Genomic DNA, 19,287 nt, shown 5'->3' with positions numbered 1-19,287 from the left:
TAATCAAAACGGAGGTGGTCATTTTGCTCCGGAATTAGGTGGTCATTTTGAACTGGAATCAGGTGCTCACTTTAAAACGGAATGGGGTGATCAATATAACCGGAATTTGCAATTTAGACATTCCCAAATAAAATCAATAATTTCTTCTCCATGTATATATTTGAGATTTTTACCATCCCATTCTGGTAATGATGGAGCAAAAAAAGTAAATTTAAAGTTGAATTTTCCAATCTCTAAATCTTCCTGAAACTCCGCAAATCCATTCCAGTTTTTAATTCTATGAAGGTTTAAATAATACTCAAACTTTTCAACAGTTTTATCATCAACCGTTTTGAAAACTCCCAGCCAGTTTATTAACTGCACAATACTTTCGCGATTTTGCCTGAGGCCTTTATTAAACTCTAAGTTTGTTACATTCTTATAGTTTTTTACGTCTGCAATTATAATTTCAATTCTAGAATCGGAAGATTGTAATTTGTCTTCAACATTTACAAAACGATAGTCTTGCATGTGATTTGGAAATCTTACACCAATTATATCTAACTCAGACTTTAAGTCTCCCTGCACATCAGAGTGAATTATCAAATTTGAGACTAAATAGCCTTTAAGTCTCAAATAGAGTTTAACTAAATTTCATAGTGCTTGTCCATCTAAATTGATTAGCATTGCTATTAACTCACAGCTAAATATAACAAATATAACCAATACAATCTTTAAAAATTTAACTGGTAAAAAAAAACTACGCATCTTGGAGTGGATACCTTTTTTGCCACAAAAAATCAAGGTGTTTTTTAAAGATATTTCACGAGGGAAAGTTTTGTGGCACAATCGCGGCACATGCTATTTTGTAAAGAATAAATATCCTGAAAATCAAACTCTAAAAGGTTTAGGTTCGAATCTGCAGCTGAAACATTAGTATTGGAATATACATAAAGAAAATTTTGGAAGGCAAAAATATTAAAATAGACATAATTGAATTTAGGTGCAGAATCGGTGCATTTAATTTTAACACTAATTTAAAACACTGAATAAGTGAAAATTGAAGGTCTAAGTTCGAAACATTACTAATCATAACAAATTATTATCCCTTAAAATTGAAGTCGGGACAAAGTATGTTCCTAATTTTTTAATTTGTTTTGGTGTTAAACTTTGATGTGCTGATGCACTCATCACAATATATTAATTTATCATTTGTCCCTCGAACTTCCAACATATTGCCAGCAAAATTATTTAGTTTTGCTTCGTTTAAAGAATACTCTTCATTTTTAATTGCTTTAGGAATTACTATAACTTTTCTATTGCGAAAGAATGATGTTAAAGAAACGGAAAATGGAATTGAGTAAATTGGTAGGAAAAACAAATAAATCGAACGCAAAACAGCTACAACGGATTTGGATAATAGGCATAATGAAAAAATGGTTTTGTATTTGGTATTATTTAGCAAATCCGAGAATAGGACTTAATTTAGTTCCAAACCCGATGTAATAACTGGACATCAGGTTGTGTAAAAACTAATTTAAATTTAGAAAGTATTCAGAGGGCTACCAAAGAAAAAATTCAAATATAAAATTCTCCAAAGGTTGATTTTAGTTTTTTCACAGTCTGACGTTACCAGCAATAAGCCAAAAAAACTCAAAAAGATGAACTGTTTTAGATAATCGAATGGAAAAAATTAAAAGCATTGTGCAAGGCGATTTATTAGCTTTTAAAACTGTTGATGGAAATTATAAAGCAATAATGTGTACAGCAACTAATAAAAAAATTCCTCAAAATTTTACGTTTATAGCTTTAACTTATAATGATCCAAAATGCCCAGATGAAATAGAGATAAGAAAAGAATCTTTTTGGGGTTGTGGAACTTCAAAAGCTTATTATTTTAAATATTCATTGGAAGAGCAAGAAAAAATGTGGGCTTTCCATCCTGAAATAAAACCTTTTTTAATCGGTAGTTATAATCTTATTATTTGGAGAAAAGACTTTTTGAAATTTCGTGACAATGTATTAAAAATTGGAAATTTAAACATTGTGAATAATATTGATAAAAATGGAAATTATGGTATAAATGTTAATAGTTGGCAATCATTAAATAATTTCTTCACTGTTCAAATAAAAACAATTTTTAATGATATTGGACAAAAGACTTTTAAATTAGAATCAATCATTAAAAACTAAAAAAAAACACTGCTGGTAATAGCTAGAACTGATTTCAGCAATATGATTAATGGAAAGTTGGTTTTGTATTTGGGATGATTTACTTCGTCTATTCGCAATCAGGTGGAAAATCCAATAATAGAGCTTAATCCAGTCCCAAACCCGATGAATACCAAACGTTGTACGATACTACCCTAGCCCCGATTGCTTCGCCAGTTCGCTTCGCTCGTGTGCAGTGAAAATCCTTTTGTGCCGGTGTTGGGCACAAAAGATTGAAACGTATAGCGGGAAGAGCTCCTGAAAAATAATATTAAAACACTCCCGCTAATCAATCCAATTTTCAATATAGGCAAGTTTATAAAGGTCTCTTAAGCCAAATTGTAAATCCTGATGGAAAAGTACTCCATAAAGCTGGTAACCAAGAAGAACTCATTTTTATTGATATAAATTTAGAAGAGGTAAACAAACCTAATTTTGGAAGTCTAATCACAAACGATTTTTTAGCCGAGCATCATAAATACATCATTAAATTATAAAAAACATCTTGTTATTCTACTTGGGAAGATCACGTAAAACTTCCTCATTAAAATAAGGCTCCTCTTCTACCCAAAAAATATAATCAAGCCCCAGATAATTCTTTGCGAATTCTAAAATATCTTTCACGGTATTTTTCTTATTGGTTTGTGGGTTTATTTGCCTTAAATTTCCATCTTGCACAGCCATTGCTTTTACCAAATCATCCGGATATTCTTTAAAAAAACCATAGGTTTGGTTCATGTGACTTTTGCGGTAGGGCATAAGATCGGGTCCACCTACACCCATTTTTAATTTCTTTGCTTTTGCAAACAGACCTCGCATATAACCTTTGTCATCCCAAGGCAACCATTCATCAGGTAAAAAATTTAAGTATACCATTGCTGTTGACTCCCTGAAAGATTTGGAAAGAACCACCATATTGCTCTCTATAGCCTCTATGTAATTACGAGGACTAAAATCCGCAGGAAAACTCATTGCTTCGTCAGTATTTTCCGTACCAATATCTATTGAACTTTCACTAAAATTAATACCTTCAATCTTGCCATCAAACTCGTTTCCCAAAGCAAGGATTAATTTTTGAAATCGATCTCGTACAGGTTTCATCCACATTTTTGAAGACCAGCCATACTCATCATCTGTGATGGCTTTATTGGGATCCCGTTCAGGGGCAGAAAGCATACTTTGTTTTAAAATCCCACCTTCATATATCGGATCTTCTAAAATATAATCAGGTACATTCTTAATATTAGGAGCAAAGGATTTTTCCTGAAGCTGAATCCAAACTTTTTTTCCGCCTAATGAATTTAGATAGGCTATATCCTCCCGAATGGCACTAAAATCATATTGCCCTTTGGTAGGTTCCAGACTGCGCCATGTATAAACAATTTGTGCCCCTTGAAAACGAGCATCATGTAATGCTTTATCTTGCTGAATATTTTCACCTGCTTTTTCTCTGTGATTAAAGTAAATATAATTTTTCTGAGCCACAGTTTTTGTCACGACACAAAACAACAATAGCATTAACGTCATCACTCTTTTACTTAAATATGTATGTATCATTATATGTGTATTTATATAGTAAGATAACCATATGCTCCAATGGTTGCTTTTAATTGAATTGAATTGATTTGAATTGATTGTACTACCTCAATGAATCATAGATACCAATTGATATAATACAATGAAAATGTTTTAACCCTATAAGTGTGGATATTTTATATAAAGAAACTTACAGGCATTGAAATCATCGCAAGCAAACAAAGAGTAAACTATGCTGTAAAACCAGATAAGAAAGCAATAAAGAAAATCATCTATGATTCATTTTCCCGAATGATATGCAAATCCCATTTTAATTAATTACTCATTGAATAATAATCCCAGATTTCTTTTGAAATTGCAGCAATTGCCTTGATACCTCTTTCTTGAGGACCTTTAAAATCGGACATAAATACTGAAATTGTAAGGTGCTTTCCACTGGGTAAGGTAACGATGCCCATATCATTAAAAGCGGCCATTATGCCTTGTTTGTTTACACCCGATGAACCTGTTTTATGAATTAACTCTGTTTGAGGTGGTAAAAGAACTGTAATTCTTTTGCCCCAATCTGGTAATTCCCTCATAATCTTAATCAGGAAATCATTGCTTGGTTTTGAAAGTAATTTCTGCTGATATAAAAGTTGAAGTAATTGCAACGAGGCCGCAGGTTTACACCAGTTTTTATATTGCAAGGCCAAATCTTTTTCCATCTCTGCTTCGGTATAAACAATAGAAATATCTTTCACGCCTGCATCATGAAGGTATTTATCTACTGCAGCTGGACCGCCTGCTACTTGGGTATATAAAAAATCACAGGCATTGTTGTCACTTTTTGAAACGGTATAGGTCAGCAAATCAGCTAAGGTTATATCTAGATCCTGATTTGGAAAATCTTTCAACATAGGGCTCCACGTATTGGTATCCAATTTTTCTTTAGGTATCCTAAATTTCTGATCGAGTTTTAATTCCCCTTTATCCACCTTTTGTAATAGTGCAAACGCAAGAGGAAATTTAAAAACACTCATCATTGGGTAATTGTGATCTCCATTTATTATGAAACCGGTTTCGAAATCCAATCCCTGAACTCCTACTCCAATTTTTCCTCCAGTGGTGTCAATAATTTGCTTTATCTTTTTTTGTAATTGCAAAATTGACTTATTTTCCTGACTTAGCATAATTTGTGACATAAGTATCAATGTTATACTCAAAAAAGTTAATTTTTTAAAATTTGTCATATTAGGGAATTTAATTTAAAACTGATTATTACGCATATTTTTTATTTGACTCCAGGTAATTAATTGTATGTTATTGTCTTTGAGCTTTAATTTACTTTCTTCACTAGTAAAGTAATCGTAATCTATTTGTCTCCACTCTGAACCAAAATTAGGATAATTTATGGTAATCCCCTTCATTTCATTATCATCAAATGCCGGATGGATTAAAAGAACATTAAATCCCGGTACCACATTGTCTAATGCACTTCATAATAATTCTTCAGTTCATTTTTTTCAAAATATGTATAATTTCCAATATGAAAGTATCCACTAATATCTCATTTTCATAATTGTATTTTTCATAGGTTAGACAAACAGATTCTATGAATTGTTTATTTAAAAAAACCGGGAGGTTATATTCTTTTCCTAAGTTTATATAAATCTCTAAAAATTGGGACGATACCGCAACACTGCACATATGAGAATCGATATGTGTTGGCTGCAGACCAAATCGTATTGCTTTTTCAATTTGCGCACACAATTCTTTTTTTACTTGCTAGGGTTTAGCATTGGTTATGAAGTCCATTCTGCTTTTGTGGAAATAACCATTTTGATCTACTAAAGACGATACCTCTCTAATTGGAATTACAGGGCCAAATTTGTAATTTTCCCACTCGCAGGTAAGCGTTAGATGGATTCCATTATCAAATTGCGGATTTTCTTTGGCGAAGCTTGCCATTTCATAAAACCAGGGACATGGTACCATTATACTATACGAATTTACAATTCCTTTTTTAAGTGCCTGAATTGTCGCTCCGTTCTCCCAATGGGATAGCCCTGCATCGTCTGCGTGGATGATTAATAATTTGCTGTTTTCGGGATATCCCAGTTTTTGTGATAAGTTCATTTTATTTTGTTCAGTTAAGTTAATAGAAAAACTTTTTAAATTACTCTATTATAACCTGGCTTAATACAACATCGTAAAATTAATGTTCAATATTATACGAATAGCAAATACTATTCCTGCACTAAACACCCAAATTTTGGCCTTAGTATTAGAACTTCCTTAAATTATTTAAAATAGGAATCTAATTAGCGAAACATCTGCATTCAAAACTTTGACGACATTAGAAAAAACAACTTCTAAATACCTGAAAAACAATAAAAATCACAAATACACGAATAAATAAAACATAATTTTATTATCAGATTTTGTAGATTACGACCATTATAATGAAATTATATATTCTAAAGTCAATGACATATTATTATTATTATTATTATTATTATCAATACATTCAGGCGATATATGGCAGTTTGAATACAATTTAAACGGTGTTTTAATCTTCTTAAATGTTTTAGAAGGGGATCTAACTATTGGATGTAGTGCCTTTCTATACCAGTTCAAAATAATGGATCTTCTTATCGGCCTTATAGCAATGATTGGTAAAATCAACTACAACCCAAAAAGTCTGCCCTTTAAAACGGTCCCTCAGGGTATCACTGATTTTGCTGTTAGCTCCGAGAGTCTGATATGTTTTTCTGATCCCATAAAAAGCAGCAAACTTGAGTGTTCTTTGATTGAATTTATCCTAATTGCATACGATGCGGTATTTTTTTTCTAGAAAAATAAGTCTGAATTTCTTTTAAAAATATCCGAACTCCGATGTAATTATTTCACGGTACTAACAAGGGTGATGGTTCCCTCAAGATCGTGAAGAGAAATGTATCTTCGGCCCCTTTTTTATGATCGGGCGAAGTGGAAAATGAATTAAGTTAAAAATGCTCATTTTCATCTGCAATATGGATGATCTGGGTAAAGCCTTTGGAAATTAAAATTCCTTTTAGTTTTAATACCTTAAGTTCACGTCTATTGTCAATGTCTTTCTTTACTCTAAGCTTTATAGTTTTCTCCATGGTGGTATTTTACAACAAACGTTTTTTTAGTGGGGCCATAATATATTTATTGATTTCTCTCCATGAAACAAAAATCGGAAATTGCTGATAACCGCTATTCCTATACTCACCCACTTCGGACACTGAAAATTCTAATCCGGTAATTTTAGCATGGTTATCCTGAACGATTTTAAAATTTACCAAATCTTCTGTTCTGGCTTTCATTTTAACTTCCTGCTGTTTGAGTTTTTTATTGATTATTTTCAAAACCTCCGCCTGGTTGTTAAAGAATTTCAAAGCAGTATTTTCCCCTGTCTTCAGGTCAAAACAAAAATATTGGACTGTTTCCCAGGGCGATCCGTAAGATTGTATACCTATAGATACATTCAAAAGGTCATTTTTATCATAATATACCTCATAGTGTTCAAAGCCATAGTTTGACTCCCGCAAGGTATTCTCTGCAATATAGGCAGATAAAGTATCTTTTTTTGCCTTGATCCTTTGTTCAGGTAAAGCAATATAGGGCTTATCAAATATATCGTAAGTGCTTTGAAGGATTTTATAAATGGCAGTATTTGAAGTATTTGCAGTATTGATTTTAAGTTCTTCTAATACATAAAAAGTTTTATCAATCTGCACAGAGTCTTTTAATATTATCGTATTCTGGCCTTTGACCGGAATTATAAAAAGAAAAAATAATACTCCGAATTGTACAATAGATGATTTTATATTGATTTTCCCTTTCATATATATTTCAAATTGTTTTCTTTCAGATCTTACATAAACCAAATATAATCAGTAACAATTATTTATTTTTTGTATTCACGCCCATCAATTCCTGTAATTGTTTTTTTATGAGTTGTAGTTTTTTCTTTACCATCTGCATCCAAAGTCCGCTCTTTTTTTAAGATCCAGTTATCATATTCCTTACAGTATTTATAAGTCTTATATTCTTCAAATCCATCCATTCCAGTTTTCCACTGGTAGGTTTCAATACATCCTTTACCACAATTTGAAACCTGAAAGGATTTGAAAGCAACTCCTATGTCAAAACTCAACTTTTCCTTTTTATCGGATCGTATCATAGTACATTGATATATTGGCCCATTAGCGGAATCTATATTGAATTTATAGTAGAGCGTATCAATCACAGTATCATTGTCAAAATAACCGGTCACCATTTTAGATTCTTGTCCATAAGACATAGAACCAAATAGCAAGAGTAAAGATAGCATTGTTTTTTTAATCATCATAGCCTTCTATTGTGCCTTTTTTCTTTTTTCCCCAGTTGGTGTCTTTTATGTTACTGGTTTCATATTTATAAACCCCAAGGCCATATCCTTAATGCATCACTTTTGCAGGCATACTTTACTTTCATCAGCTTTAGAATCGCTTTAAGATTTTTTTTACGATGATCAAAACCTTCAAATCCACCATTAACAACTACTGCTACCCCTTCAGCAATAACTTCTTCCTTATCCCGTTCCTGTCGCTTTTCCGATACATCCTGCTTATTATTTCCCTTTGAATCTTCCATAACTGCTCTTTCTAGACTACTCCTATCTCGCTCCCTACTTAAAATTTTACCCGTTTATCCAAACGCTATAACTAATTCAAATTCGAATATTTATTATATTTCGACTTCAATGATTTTATAAAACTGTTCCGGAGTGCCGGTGACAATTCATTAAGCTTTGTATTCAGGTTATCATTAACTTTACATGTACCATCTTCAGTACAATGGAAATTAATATGATAGAGGTATTTTTTAGTATTATAAAAAATAATAAAAGAGGCTTTTATATCGCTATCGGAATTACCACAGTAAAAAAATGGAATAAAAACTGCTTTTATCTCATTGAATTCCTCCAACCAAATATCATTTCCCCGGAATAATATCATTTCCATCTGGTAATCCTCATCATTATAAACCATATCCTGTCTGCCTTTGGAATTTTGGATTTTAGCTTCGATTTTTGTCTCATGCCCGTCAAATGGTGGCCGATCGGGATTGCATAATGCATTCACCTTTACGGCAAGTTTGTTTTTCCCATTTTTATCATTCCATGATTTATAGATCGTGATAGAATCGGGCAATATCGTTTGTGCCTGTGATGGAATATTTAGCACCAGAAAAAAGAACAATTGCATTTTATGCCACTGTATCTGCGGTAAGTTCCCTGTAATAAATTGGTAATTCATAATCTTCATCTGCTATAGTTTATTCAATTGGAAAAACGCTCGAATTCCTGACACTGTAAGGGTTTACTTTCTCCGCATCGCCTTGATTCCCGCCCAAACCATAAAAGTGTATCCAATTTTTATCTTTGGCCACTGCAAACGCGACATGCTTTTTATTATTTACAACACAAACAGTCCCTACTGCAAGTTTGTTATTGTCTTTTTTTTTTTACCCCATACCGGATCATCAAATTCTTCAGGTACAGATACTCTTTTACGTTCACCGTTTTCGCCGAAGCCCGGTATCGGGTTTTTATTTCACCATAGGAAAAAGCACCCGGATCCAACTATGCTGAAAAATTATTCTGACTAAGGCACCATCCCACAAATGAAGTACACCAGGCATTGGTAATCATTGTACATCCCGAAGGTTTATGTTCTCTTTTGATCTTATGGTACTTGTCAATAATCCTGCTGCAATGTATGGCTTCTTTAACTCCTGTTTTACGTTCCTGACGGGCAGTAATTAACCAGGGCTGCTCTTTGTATTTTAGTTCAAAATATTGTCCTTCGTCATTCAGGAAAGTGTTCGTTAATACTTCTGTACCGGTTTTACTTTTATATTCTACCTCTTTTTCGTCCGATTTCACTTCGATGTACAGCAATGCTTTTTTATCAGCATCTGCCAGGATCAGTTCCGCCAATTCGAAGGAAAGGTCATCTAAAAAACCTTTTTATTTAAAACGCTTATAAGAAGCCTCATTCGCAGCAACTGCAGCTTTTATCCTTTCATGTGAAAGGTTTTCATTGCCATTATTTTGGTACAGCCTCCTCAATCGGTATTAGTTTTATTATTCAGCGTACCATCAATAAAAACACCAAAGACAAGATCAATTTCATTCTTTTTAGCCTTTGCTTCTCCCGTATTGTATACAAAACGATTTCCCATAGCGATTTCTATTAATAAACTTTCACAATCGTTTTTACGAGTGCTATTTCTTTACTGTCGCTCTTAAGCAAAACTACAACAAACGTATTAGGAATATTGACTTTAAAGACCAATTCAGCTTTCGCATTTTTATTGTCTTTATATATTTCCTTATACGCTTTAAATACTTCCTCTTCATTTAGAAAAATTTCGGCTCCATATTGTTTATGATCAACATCAAACCAGTCGAAAGAAATTCTCTTTAATATGGCTCTTTCCTTAAAATCATTTGTTGCAAGTTCTTCTTGCTCCAAATTTTCCATTTCTCCATTAAACATAGAAAAAACAGCACTATTCACTTTCCCTTCTTTTTGTATTATAAAAACAGGTCGCCAATTATATTTTTCTCTATATGTATCCCATAACCCATATGGTATAGGTTTATTTTCTTTTTGTATCTCTAAAGGGACAATATTTTTATTACTCATCATTTTCTTACTATTATTTTCATCAAACAACAAGCGATCATGACTGTCTAATTTACTTATTTCTTCTTCGGAAATCACTGCTTTTTGCGCCTGGTACCGACCAATTTCAACCTGTCTTCCCATTCCATACAACCAAACTACCACAACTCCACCAGGTGCAAAACCCACTATAATGGTGTCATACGTTATTTTCTTTTTTTTATTTTTGAAATTAATGACATATCCTTCTTCGAATAATTTGACCATTTTATCGTGATCAATTTTACAATTGATATCATAAAAAGTATTTTCAGCAAATGATATCCAAATTAAGTTAAGCTTATCGGGTACAGGTTTGATTCCACTACTCATTCCACTTCCGGAAGATCCCCACCCCTTTATTCCTGACGACGGGCCTATACTTAAACTAACATAGTTTCCGTTTTCTGTTTCTAAGCCCCCTTTATAGACTTCTATTGGAAAGCCCAATGGGCAATTCAAATTTTCCTGCCAATAAAACTCGCTTGTATTTTTCGTTGTATCCATTTTTGCATCCATTTGCTTATGCTTATTTTCCTGACATGAACTGCTTAGAGCAACCAATAACACAATTCCATATAAATAAGATTTTAATAATTTCATTGATTTTAATTTTATTAATGCTGAAAGTATTCTCCCGATTGTTCAATGTTCCATCAAAAACCAATCCGAATGTGAGATTTAATACATCTTCCGTAACTACGCTAACGCCTGCATTATAAACAAATGTCTGGCCATAACTACTTATTTTTTTCGCGATTCATATACTTTTACATCACTATTGGTCAACGGTATTTCTTTCCCATTACTTTTTAGCACTACAGTAATAAATGTATTGAGCTGATTCACCCGAAATTCAATTTCAATATTGGCCTTTTTGTCCACTTTATGGATTTCACCAAATGCGGCAACTATTTCTTTTTCATCAAATTTAACCATACCCCCATAACGTTTTCCATTGGCAGCCCTCCATCCGAAATTCAATGTGTTTGGAATGGCTCTGGAAACATAGTCTGCAGTTGGAATGTTTTCTTTGATTATTTCTTCTTGTTCCCCATTAAAATTGGTAAAGAAAATATCTTCCATTTTTCCCTCATTTTGTACAACGAAAATAGGACGCCAGCTATATCGTTCCCTATAACTGTCCCATAAATTAAATGGAATGGATTGGTTTTTATTTCTATGTTGAAATTCTTTAGGCACTATTTTTTCATTCTCCATAATCTCTTTCCTGTATTCGGAATTAAAGAGAAGTTTTTCGTGACTATCCAATTGTGCTATTTCTTCTGCAGGAATTACAATTTTACCTCCTTTATAGCGTCCCACTTCGACTTGCCTTCCGGGTCCGGAAAGCCATATTACTACCACACCGCCCGGAGCCATCCCTACAACAATGTAATTGTATTTTTCATTTCGTATTTCACCATTCGCATCTTTACTGGGATATCCCTCTCTAAAAAGGCGAGCCATTTTATCATAATCAATTGCAGTATCAACATGGTAGAAAGTATCCTCGGCATAAGAAAGCCATATTACATCCAAATGTTTTGGTACAGCTTTTACACCACTACTCATACTTCTTCCCGTAATACCCCATGGACCTCCATGTGTTCCCAGATATAAACTGGTAATGCCTCCATCCCATTCCAAATTACCATGATAGACATCTATAGGATACCCTGTTGGACATGAAATTGTTTCCTGCCAATAAAATTTATCCGTGGTAATGGGTATATTATTTCCCGTATTTGTTATAGTAGTTGCATCCATTTGCTTTTTTGTATGTTCCTGGCAAGAAGTACCAAGGGTCAGTAACAGTGTTAATCCGTATATATAAGGTTTTATTAATTTCATTAGTCTCGAATTTTCTAATACTGAAAGTTCCATCTTATTTTGTATATCATCCATTTTGATCGCTCTTATTCGCAGGCTTTATCCTTTATTTACTTTGGTATCTATAGCTCCTAATACACTATGAACCAGTCACTTTGGACAAAAATATCACTATGCTCTGCTTTGTGTGTTGTAGTTGCTGTAATTTCGCTTAAATCTTGTCCTATTTTTACCGTTTTATTTTCATTTATGGTTTCAAAAACTTCCATTGCCTGCAGCTTGTCTTTCACTTCTAGAGTGGTTGTCCTGTTTCGCCCACTTGGGGTAATCAGATCTTTTCCAACATTAATATTGAAATTCTCGCCTACAGTAAACGTCATATTTTTAGGCTCATTTACAGCAATATTGCTTTTTCCAGGTATTATCACTCAGATCCTCAATAAAAACACTTTCCTCTGCATCGTCCATCATCACTTTGGTTTCTGAACGGGTTTATATTACTTTTTTATCGTTACTTGAAGTATGGGTATTCACTCATTGCAGGGCCACTATACATTGCGCCCAAAACAAAAGGTTTTTCTGGATTGCCTGCTTCAAAAGCAATCAGTACTTCTTCTACTAATTCTGGAATGAAATAAAAGCCTTTTCCTCATGCGCAATGCGGATTTGTCATTGGGATCCAGTGTGTATTAGTACCATTGTACTGTTGCCAGGCAAAAGCAACCTGAATATGGCCTAACCCAGACGGATCATCATTAGAGATAACCGTTGAAGGTCGCGATTCTGCCATTGGAAAGCTGTGTAAATTGCCATATAGCCATTAATGATGATTCCTCTGAAAGCACCTGCTCTTCCCAGCATCTGCGCCTCCTTTATTACGCCTGTAAATAGTAATAACGAATCGGTCTGCATATTATTAGGCACTATTGTTATTTTTATAGTCTGCCCAACATAACCCATAGCTTTATCAATACCCTGGTTTACAAATTCCTTAGGTAACTGTTATAGTATTGAAAAGCGATGGTGCGTATGCACTTTTTGATTGATCACCAACTTAGAGAACCGGGTTAGGGTTTCTCCGCCAATCTGAATTGTAATCTGAGTACTTATAGGCATGGCTTAATACTTTAAATTAAACTTCCAATTGTTATCAATCCTTATAATTCTTCCGAATCACCAAAGGATGCTATAACAGGAATGGTATTATTACACATTATACTTTTATTCTATTTCAAATTTCAGTACTGAAATTTGTATTGCGATAGCTCTACAATAAAATGACTTTTTTACTGATAAAGGTCTACCAATCTATCTTTTGCCCTTGTATAATTGGGCTCCAATTCCAATGCTTTTCTATAGTCTGCCGAAGCTTTATCCTTTTTCCCTAATTCCCGGTACAAATCGCCACGATTCGTGACAATCTGGGCACTTTTCGGAAATGTATTTATGGCTATAGCATAAGCTTCCAGTGCTTCCTCATATTGCGCAGAAGAATATAATAAAGCGGCTTTAAAATTATATCCGATACTCCATTTCGGATATACTGCATTGAGTTGCTGAATCACTTTTAAAGCTGAGTCTAACTGATTATTATCTGCCAGTACAGTTGCCTGATTGATATAAAACCATTTATTTTTTGGGTTTAATCGTATCGCTTCTCCAAAACAGGCTACTGCAGCATCCGGTTGTTTATTTTTGAGTTGCATTTTTCCTTTAAAATTTTTGATATCCGCATTATCCGGATCCGACTTTTCAAGTTCTAATGCAATCTCTAATGCTTTTTCATATTCCTGGGCACGGATTGCCGCCGACGCCCGTTTATTCAATTCTTTTACATCTGTAGAAAATGAACTAATTCTCTGGGTCAAAGCCTCATTTTCAACTTGTAATTCCTTACGATATGCTTCATCCAATTCGTTAGATTGCTGTTGCTGTTGTCCCAATGCTGGAATTACAGACAAGCAAAAAAACAATAACTGATATACAAATCGTTGCATCATACTGCACTATTCAAATTATACATTATTTTGAAAATACTTTTCAGCAAATGTTATCTGCTTCAACTAGTAATGTCGTTGGTAATAAATCAATTTCAATTTCATGAATTCCTCTGTAATTTGCTATTCTTACTTTATCAATTAGTATTGTCATTAATAATATTTACTTGCTAAGGTATGTAAAAAAAACAAATTAAAATATAGAAAACCATAAAGCTCAATGTAATATCTGAATGTGCAAATACTGTAAAACCTTTTTTGTTAATTGAAAAATTATTTTTTTATTTCCTACATATTCTTTTTAATTAAATCGCTTTAAAATCATATTTCACTTTTCCAGTTTTTGATTAAAAAAACTATCATACAAATCATTATATCTGAAATCCGTTAGATATTCGTCTTCTAACTCCTCTTCAAACTAAGTATTAAACTTTTCTATTACAATAGATGAAAATATGAATTGCTATTCTGTTTTAAATCGTTCGTAATCTTCAGCAACATTTAAGTATAATATCGTTAGAAATTCTCTATTCTATTCATTGTTTCTTTTCTCCAAAGTACATTGACTTAAGGAAGCGATACGATACGATGCAATATAAATTCTGTCGCAGAAATGCCTTGACCCTTAGGATAAGTATAATATCCTATCATAATTTTATTCGCCTTTTACATTTAAATCAACACCAATCTTTTTAAGTTCATTTATAAAAACCTGACTATAAGCGCTATTAAAACCTTGCAACTCATTTTCACTATAGGAGTTTACAAATCTATTTTTGGGAATTAGAAAAACAGTATAGGAAGTCGGTCTTAAATCATTATTCAAAAAATTAGCTACCCCTTTAAAATAATTTGCAGTTTCCGAAGAATGTTTTCCTATAAAAAACATTATTGGTTCTGTCGCATCTGTCAGAATCAAATATAAGAATTTAAGTAATTTAAAAGTTAACCCGCCAATTTACAGAATGATTTAAACATAGATATCCCTGGTCTAATCATTTGATTCTTTCTAAGCATATGGACAACTTCAATTCCGCTCAATGTTCGTCTTGCCGATTCAAAACTTTTAAAGCCTAACCCATTTTGTATCCTCCATTTTATAAATCGATGGTCCTGTTCGACAATATTGTTGAGATATTTACACTGCCGGATTTTAATCTTTGAGAATGAACGTTTGTTATAGACTTTTATCGCTGCAGTATTAGAACCGCTTTTATCAATGTTTATTACTCTTGGGCGACAATTATTACTAATTGCTTTAATTAGAAATGACTGGGCACTCATCCTCTGCCTTCTCTTAGTTAATAAGAAATCAACTGTATTGCCAGACCTATCAACTGCCCTATATAAATAACACCATTGCCCTTTAATCTTAATATAAGTCTCGTCCATTCTCCAACTACCACTAACTTGTGCTTTACGTTTCTTCATTTGCATCTCCATTAACGGGGCAAACTTATATACCCAGCGCTGAATGGTAGCATGATCAACATAAACTCCTCGCATTTTCATGATCTCTTCAACATCCCGATAACTTAATGTAAACCTAAGCTTAAAATATACTGCCTGCAATATAATAGACCTCGGATAGCAATGACCTTTCGTATTCATTTTTCGACTGGATTAAATTCCAAAGATAAAAGTTATTCTAAGATGCGACAGAACCGGTAAATTAGTTTATAACATAAAAACGCATAAATATACTCCTGAGGTAAATGCAATAAAAATTAAAGAAGATTTTATTTATTCTCAGCAAGATAGGTTATTAACACAAACACACCAGATAAACGATGGTCCAATAGAACTTTTAGCTCATAATGAATACAGTGATCTCGGGCAACTGATTTGGAAAATAACTGGTCAAAATACAAATAACCCTCTGCAAAAAATTGATTTCTTATATAATGTTAGAGGCTGGCTTACAGATATAAACAAAGTTTCTGATTTACAACAAGATACCGATCCAGAAGATCTTTTTGCATTTAAGTTAAATTATACTAATGAACCAGAAAATGCTCAAATTAAAGCTCTCTATAATGGTAATATTGCGCAAACCTTTTGGAAAACAGGATCTGACAATCTAGAGCGTGGTTATGGATATCAATATGATAAACTAAATAGATTAACAAAATCTTTGTATGAGAAAAATGGATTAGTTACCAATGCTTACGGAGAAACTTTAACATATGACAAGAATGGGAATATTGAGTCCTTAATTAGAAATGGTGTTATAGATCCTCAATTGGAGCCTTTGGAAATTGATCATTTAACATATAACTATTTAACCAATTCAAACCAACTTATAAAAGTAACTGACGGTCCATCTGGCAATGATAATCAAGGATTTATTGATACTAATAAAATTGGTGACGATTTTGGATATGATGATAACGGTAATTTAACAAGTGATAAAAATAAAAACATTACTGAAATTCAATACAATCATCTTAATCTACCTAAAAAAATACTTTTTGGTTCAACTGGTAGTATTGACTATATTTACAACGCAGTTGGTCACAAGTTGGAAAAAAAAGTTGTTGAGCAAGCTTCTACAATTACTACCAACTATTCGGAAGAATTTCAATACAAAGACAATGTTCTTCGTTTTTTTCCCACGTCAGAAGGATATGTTAGTAGTACTAATAATGTTTTTTCATATGTTTTTCAATATAAAGATCATGTAGGAAATATACGATTAAGCTATACTAAAAATCCAACGACACAGGATATTGAAATTATTGAAGAAAATAATTACTATCCGTACGGATTAAAACACACTGGATACAGCCCTTCAAATGAAATTGAAAACAATGAAGGATTAAAGTATAAGTTTAATGGGAAGGAAATCCAAGAAGAGCTAGGTCTTAATGTAACTGCAATGGATTTCAGAATGTATGACAATACATTAGGACGATTTTATGGAATTGATGCACTAGCTGAAACAACCCCTTCAATGACCCCAAACCATTTTGGATATAATAATCCAATATATTGGGCAGATCCTTCCGGTTTAATTTCTGCTTCATTTGCTCAATCATTATGGGATAATAGTCCAAGTGGTCAAAATACTTTGTGGGAAAATGACGGCGGTGGTACATTTTCCAATGCAAATGGAAGTGGAATGGTAGACTCCACAACTGGTGAATACACTCCTTTTGAAAGTTTAAAGGCTGTTAACGTTGGGTATAAAGTATCAACCCAAAGTTATGTAGGAAATCTGGACGGCATAATGTCAAGTCGATTGTACTCTACTGGAAGATATTATGAAGGTTGGAGAAGTCGCTTTAGAACTAAACAGATGGATGATCTTCAAGAAAGTTTAGACGGATTAGGTGCTGCTGACCCTTCCGGAATAGTTGATGGTATAAATGCTATTGGATATTTGTTAAGAGGTCAGACAGGTAATGCTGCCATTGCAGCAATTAGTATAATTCCTTACATAGGTGATGCCGCCAAAGGAGCTAAATACGCTAAAGGTACAATTACTGCAGGTGAATACTTAAGAATCGAAAATGCGGCTACAAGAATAGGGAAACCAATAATTCTTGTTGGTAGCCGTGCAACTCCAGGTAGAGTTGCTAACGGAATGAATACTTTAAAAGGTACTATAGCTGATTGGGATTATCTAATTGAAGGAGGGCTTAATAGCAAACAATGGCATCAAATCAAGAATTCACTTCCTGGCCAAAAATCATCAATAGATAATATCAAACGTGATGTTGACCTTTTCATAAATGCATTACAAACGGAAAAGCCTCATATCATTATTAATCCACGTATAAAATAGAAATTAATGGAAATAGAAAAAGAAATATTAATAAATAAATATGCACAAAGTGTTATTGACATTGAAGATTTAATACTTATTTTTAATTCATTTAATTTAAATGAGAAAAGACGATTTTTATACGAGCTACTTTTTTTTATCCTACAATCTAAAGCAAGTGATGAAGACATTGTACCTGCTATAGTACAAAGCGGTTTAAAAAACACCTATACACCTTGCGTATTAATAAAAAAAGGTGTAGCAACAAACAATTTAAAAAGACTTACAGAACTTCCGGAAAACGAACTTAATAAATCATTGATACTACTTTTAAATCTGTTTAAAATAGCTTATCAGAAAAGATTTGAAGCGGAAAAAATTGATGTTTATAAATGGTGGTACTGGGACTTGTCTGATGATAAAAAAGTTGAAACTATTTTAAAAAATTATAAATAAAAAAGATTAAACAACCTAATAAAGATAGGCAGATTGTATGTCACTTTCTCATTACTATTATTTTGGAGTTGATACCTTTTTTTACCACAAAAAGTTAAGGCGGTTTTTAAAGATATTTCAACTGTCTAACTTTTGTGGCAGAATCATGGTATAAATACTTTTAAAATGAAAAAATCAGACAACACAGTACTTAAATAAATTAGGCTGATTATTTATAAAGAAACTTTTAAATTTTATTGAGGATTTCATTTACTTAAGCTTCATATCTACTTTTCTTTATAAATAGTATCAAAAAAATTTCTGCAATCGAAAAAACATCTTATATTTGCACCCGCAATCAGATAATGAGAGCAACAGACTGGAGGAATGGCAGAGCGGTCGAATGCGGCAGTCTTGAAAACTGTTGACTGTAACAGGTCCGGGGGTTCGAATCCCTCTTCCTCCGCTGAAGGCTTAAAAAGTCTAGTATATATAGACTTATTGAAAAGGCCTTAAAAATTAGTAACCCTGCAAATCATTAGATCTGCAGGGTTTTTTCTTTTAAACTCTTTGCAGATTTATAATCTGAAGTTTTGTGGGATCAAACGCAAAAGTTGGGGATTAGGCAAAAAGATTAGACAATCTGAATAAGAAGAAATCTAGGATCAAACGCAAAAGTTGGGGATTATGCAAAAATATTGCATAATCTGAATAAGAAAAAATCTACTTTTCGTACTCCTCTAAATTGACTTCTAAATGCTTTTACTTTGGCATTAAAAGATTCTGCTGAAGCATTTGTACTTCTATT

The 19,287-nt window shown here is 33.0% G+C and carries 21 protein-coding genes, 1 tRNA gene and 2 pseudogenes; 4 read left to right on the top strand and 20 right to left on the bottom strand.

The window, feature by feature from the left end; all coding sequences use genetic code 11:
• Window positions 1-90 precede the first annotated feature (90 nt).
• Window positions 91-585 carry a hypothetical protein gene (locus NJT12_RS23670; protein WP_271338578.1) on the bottom strand — a complete coding sequence of 165 codons (495 nt, stop codon included), beginning with the start codon at window positions 583-585 and terminating at the stop codon, window positions 91-93.
• A gap of 1,077 nt (window positions 586-1,662) precedes the next feature.
• Here NJT12_RS23670 and NJT12_RS23665 point away from each other — a divergent pair.
• Window positions 1,663-2,172, top strand: coding sequence for a hypothetical protein (locus NJT12_RS23665; RefSeq protein WP_271338577.1), 510 nt, complete (start codon window positions 1,663-1,665; stop codon window positions 2,170-2,172).
• Window positions 2,173-2,703: 531 nt separating this feature from the next.
• Here NJT12_RS23665 and NJT12_RS23660 read toward each other — a convergent pair.
• The 18 genes and pseudogenes from NJT12_RS23660 to NJT12_RS23580 all read right to left on the bottom strand — a co-directional run bounded on the left by NJT12_RS23660 (window position 2,704) and on the right by NJT12_RS23580 (window position 15,889).
• Window positions 2,704-3,747, bottom strand: a complete 1,044-nt coding sequence (locus tag NJT12_RS23660) for a hypothetical protein (protein ID WP_271338576.1) — start codon at window positions 3,745-3,747, stop codon at window positions 2,704-2,706.
• Between the two features lie 293 nt (window positions 3,748-4,040).
• Complete coding sequence (gene bla / locus NJT12_RS23655) at window positions 4,041-4,958, bottom strand: class A beta-lactamase, subclass A2 (RefSeq protein WP_271338575.1); 918 nt, start codon at window positions 4,956-4,958, stop codon at window positions 4,041-4,043.
• Between the two features lie 15 nt (window positions 4,959-4,973).
• Entirely contained in the window at window positions 4,974-5,189 is a 216-nt protein-coding gene (locus NJT12_RS23650; RefSeq protein ID WP_271338574.1) for a polysaccharide deacetylase family protein, read from the bottom strand.
• 28 nt (window positions 5,190-5,217) lie between these two features.
• A pseudogene (locus NJT12_RS23645) lies at window positions 5,218-5,844 on the bottom strand (polysaccharide deacetylase family protein).
• An 869-nt stretch (window positions 5,845-6,713) separates the two neighbouring features.
• The gene (locus NJT12_RS23640) at window positions 6,714-6,854 is read right to left on the bottom strand and encodes a hypothetical protein (RefSeq protein ID WP_271338573.1); all 141 of its coding nucleotides are present in this window, start codon (window positions 6,852-6,854) and stop codon (window positions 6,714-6,716) included.
• A gap of 9 nt (window positions 6,855-6,863) precedes the next feature.
• Window positions 6,864-7,580, bottom strand: a complete 717-nt coding sequence (locus tag NJT12_RS23635) for a hypothetical protein (RefSeq protein ID WP_271338572.1) — start codon at window positions 7,578-7,580, stop codon at window positions 6,864-6,866.
• A gap of 62 nt (window positions 7,581-7,642) precedes the next feature.
• Window positions 7,643-8,068: a hypothetical protein gene (locus NJT12_RS23630; RefSeq protein ID WP_271338571.1), complete on the bottom strand. Its 426-nt coding sequence runs from the start codon at window positions 8,066-8,068 to the stop codon at window positions 7,643-7,645.
• Window positions 8,069-8,151: 83 nt separating this feature from the next.
• A complete protein-coding gene (locus NJT12_RS23625; RefSeq protein ID WP_271338570.1) occupies window positions 8,152-8,370 on the bottom strand; it encodes a hypothetical protein in 219 nt (72 codons plus the stop codon).
• Between the two features lie 71 nt (window positions 8,371-8,441).
• Window positions 8,442-9,044, bottom strand: coding sequence for a hypothetical protein (locus NJT12_RS23620; protein WP_271338569.1), 603 nt, complete (start codon window positions 9,042-9,044; stop codon window positions 8,442-8,444).
• Window positions 9,045-9,361: 317 nt separating this feature from the next.
• Window positions 9,362-9,718, bottom strand: coding sequence for a hypothetical protein (locus tag NJT12_RS23615; RefSeq protein WP_271338568.1), 357 nt, complete (start codon window positions 9,716-9,718; stop codon window positions 9,362-9,364).
• A 256-nt stretch (window positions 9,719-9,974) separates the two neighbouring features.
• On the bottom strand, window positions 9,975-11,051 hold the full coding sequence (locus NJT12_RS23610) for a DUF2931 family protein (protein WP_271338567.1): 1,077 nt from the start codon (window positions 11,049-11,051) through the stop codon (window positions 9,975-9,977).
• 141 nt (window positions 11,052-11,192) lie between these two features.
• On the bottom strand, window positions 11,193-12,302 hold the full coding sequence (locus NJT12_RS23605; protein ID WP_271338566.1) for a DUF2931 family protein: 1,110 nt from the start codon (window positions 12,300-12,302) through the stop codon (window positions 11,193-11,195).
• Window positions 12,303-12,412: 110 nt separating this feature from the next.
• Window positions 12,413-12,661 carry a hypothetical protein gene (locus NJT12_RS23600; RefSeq protein WP_271338565.1) on the bottom strand — a complete coding sequence of 83 codons (249 nt, stop codon included), beginning with the start codon at window positions 12,659-12,661 and terminating at the stop codon, window positions 12,413-12,415.
• Window positions 12,662-12,792: 131 nt separating this feature from the next.
• Window positions 12,793-12,918, bottom strand: a pseudogene (locus tag NJT12_RS25210) (phage baseplate assembly protein V); the annotation flags it as partial.
• A gap of 12 nt (window positions 12,919-12,930) precedes the next feature.
• Window positions 12,931-13,071 (bottom strand): hypothetical protein, encoded by a 141-nt coding sequence (locus NJT12_RS23595; protein ID WP_271338564.1) that lies wholly within the window; start codon window positions 13,069-13,071, stop codon window positions 12,931-12,933.
• Window positions 13,072-13,567: 496 nt separating this feature from the next.
• Complete coding sequence (locus NJT12_RS23590; protein ID WP_271338563.1) at window positions 13,568-14,281, bottom strand: tetratricopeptide repeat protein; 714 nt, start codon at window positions 14,279-14,281, stop codon at window positions 13,568-13,570.
• Between the two features lie 652 nt (window positions 14,282-14,933).
• Window positions 14,934-15,197 carry a hypothetical protein gene (locus tag NJT12_RS23585; protein WP_271338562.1) on the bottom strand — a complete coding sequence of 88 codons (264 nt, stop codon included), beginning with the start codon at window positions 15,195-15,197 and terminating at the stop codon, window positions 14,934-14,936.
• Between the two features lie 26 nt (window positions 15,198-15,223).
• Entirely contained in the window at window positions 15,224-15,889 is a 666-nt protein-coding gene (locus NJT12_RS23580; protein WP_271338561.1) for an IS6 family transposase, read from the bottom strand.
• 523 nt (window positions 15,890-16,412) lie between these two features.
• Here NJT12_RS23580 and NJT12_RS23575 point away from each other — a divergent pair.
• From NJT12_RS23575 to NJT12_RS23565, 3 genes are all read left to right on the top strand, one after another.
• A complete protein-coding gene (locus NJT12_RS23575; protein ID WP_271338560.1) occupies window positions 16,413-18,065 on the top strand; it encodes an RHS repeat-associated core domain-containing protein in 1,653 nt (550 codons plus the stop codon).
• A gap of 6 nt (window positions 18,066-18,071) precedes the next feature.
• On the top strand, window positions 18,072-18,500 hold the full coding sequence (locus NJT12_RS23570; RefSeq protein WP_271338559.1) for a DUF5958 family protein: 429 nt from the start codon (window positions 18,072-18,074) through the stop codon (window positions 18,498-18,500).
• 360 nt (window positions 18,501-18,860) lie between these two features.
• A tRNA-Ser gene (locus tag NJT12_RS23565) sits at window positions 18,861-18,945 on the top strand.
• A 219-nt stretch (window positions 18,946-19,164) separates the two neighbouring features.
• Here NJT12_RS23565 and NJT12_RS25205 read toward each other — a convergent pair.
• Window positions 19,165-19,287 (bottom strand): transposase (locus NJT12_RS25205; RefSeq protein ID WP_271338579.1); only part of this gene is annotated, 123 nt, incomplete at its 5' end.

This window comes from Flavobacterium azizsancarii (assembly GCF_027980145.1).
In the GTDB taxonomy this organism is placed as follows: domain Bacteria; phylum Bacteroidota; class Bacteroidia; order Flavobacteriales; family Flavobacteriaceae; genus Flavobacterium; species Flavobacterium azizsancarii.
This window is presented reverse-complemented; position numbering and strand designations above follow the sequence as displayed.

Excerpts from the sequence above, each read along its gene's own strand:
- NJT12_RS23665 (WP_271338577.1), top strand. The coding sequence starts at position 1,663 with ATGGAAAAAATTAAAAGCATTGTGCAAGGCGATTTATTAGCTTTTAAA.
- NJT12_RS23660 (WP_271338576.1), bottom strand. The coding sequence starts at position 3,747 with ATGATACATACATATTTAAGTAAAAGAGTGATGACGTTAATGCTATTG.
- bla (WP_271338575.1), bottom strand. The coding sequence starts at position 4,958 with ATGACAAATTTTAAAAAATTAACTTTTTTGAGTATAACATTGATACTT.
- NJT12_RS23640 (WP_271338573.1), bottom strand. The coding sequence starts at position 6,854 with ATGGAGAAAACTATAAAGCTTAGAGTAAAGAAAGACATTGACAATAGA.
- NJT12_RS23635 (WP_271338572.1), bottom strand. The coding sequence starts at position 7,580 with ATGAAAGGGAAAATCAATATAAAATCATCTATTGTACAATTCGGAGTA.
- NJT12_RS23630 (WP_271338571.1), bottom strand. The coding sequence starts at position 8,068 with ATGCTATCTTTACTCTTGCTATTTGGTTCTATGTCTTATGGACAAGAA.
- NJT12_RS23625 (WP_271338570.1), bottom strand. The coding sequence starts at position 8,370 with ATGGAAGATTCAAAGGGAAATAATAAGCAGGATGTATCGGAAAAGCGA.
- NJT12_RS23620 (WP_271338569.1), bottom strand. The coding sequence starts at position 9,044 with ATGAAGATTATGAATTACCAATTTATTACAGGGAACTTACCGCAGATA.
- NJT12_RS23610 (WP_271338567.1), bottom strand. The coding sequence starts at position 11,051 with ATGAAATTATTAAAATCTTATTTATATGGAATTGTGTTATTGGTTGCT.
- NJT12_RS23605 (WP_271338566.1), bottom strand. The coding sequence starts at position 12,302 with ATGAAATTAATAAAACCTTATATATACGGATTAACACTGTTACTGACC.
- NJT12_RS23600 (WP_271338565.1), bottom strand. The coding sequence starts at position 12,661 with ATGACGTTTACTGTAGGCGAGAATTTCAATATTAATGTTGGAAAAGAT.
- NJT12_RS23595 (WP_271338564.1), bottom strand. The coding sequence starts at position 13,071 with ATGGCAGAATCGCGACCTTCAACGGTTATCTCTAATGATGATCCGTCT.
- NJT12_RS23590 (WP_271338563.1), bottom strand. The coding sequence starts at position 14,281 with ATGATGCAACGATTTGTATATCAGTTATTGTTTTTTTGCTTGTCTGTA.
- NJT12_RS23580 (WP_271338561.1), bottom strand. The coding sequence starts at position 15,889 with ATGAATACGAAAGGTCATTGCTATCCGAGGTCTATTATATTGCAGGCA.
- NJT12_RS23570 (WP_271338559.1), top strand. The coding sequence starts at position 18,072 with ATGGAAATAGAAAAAGAAATATTAATAAATAAATATGCACAAAGTGTT.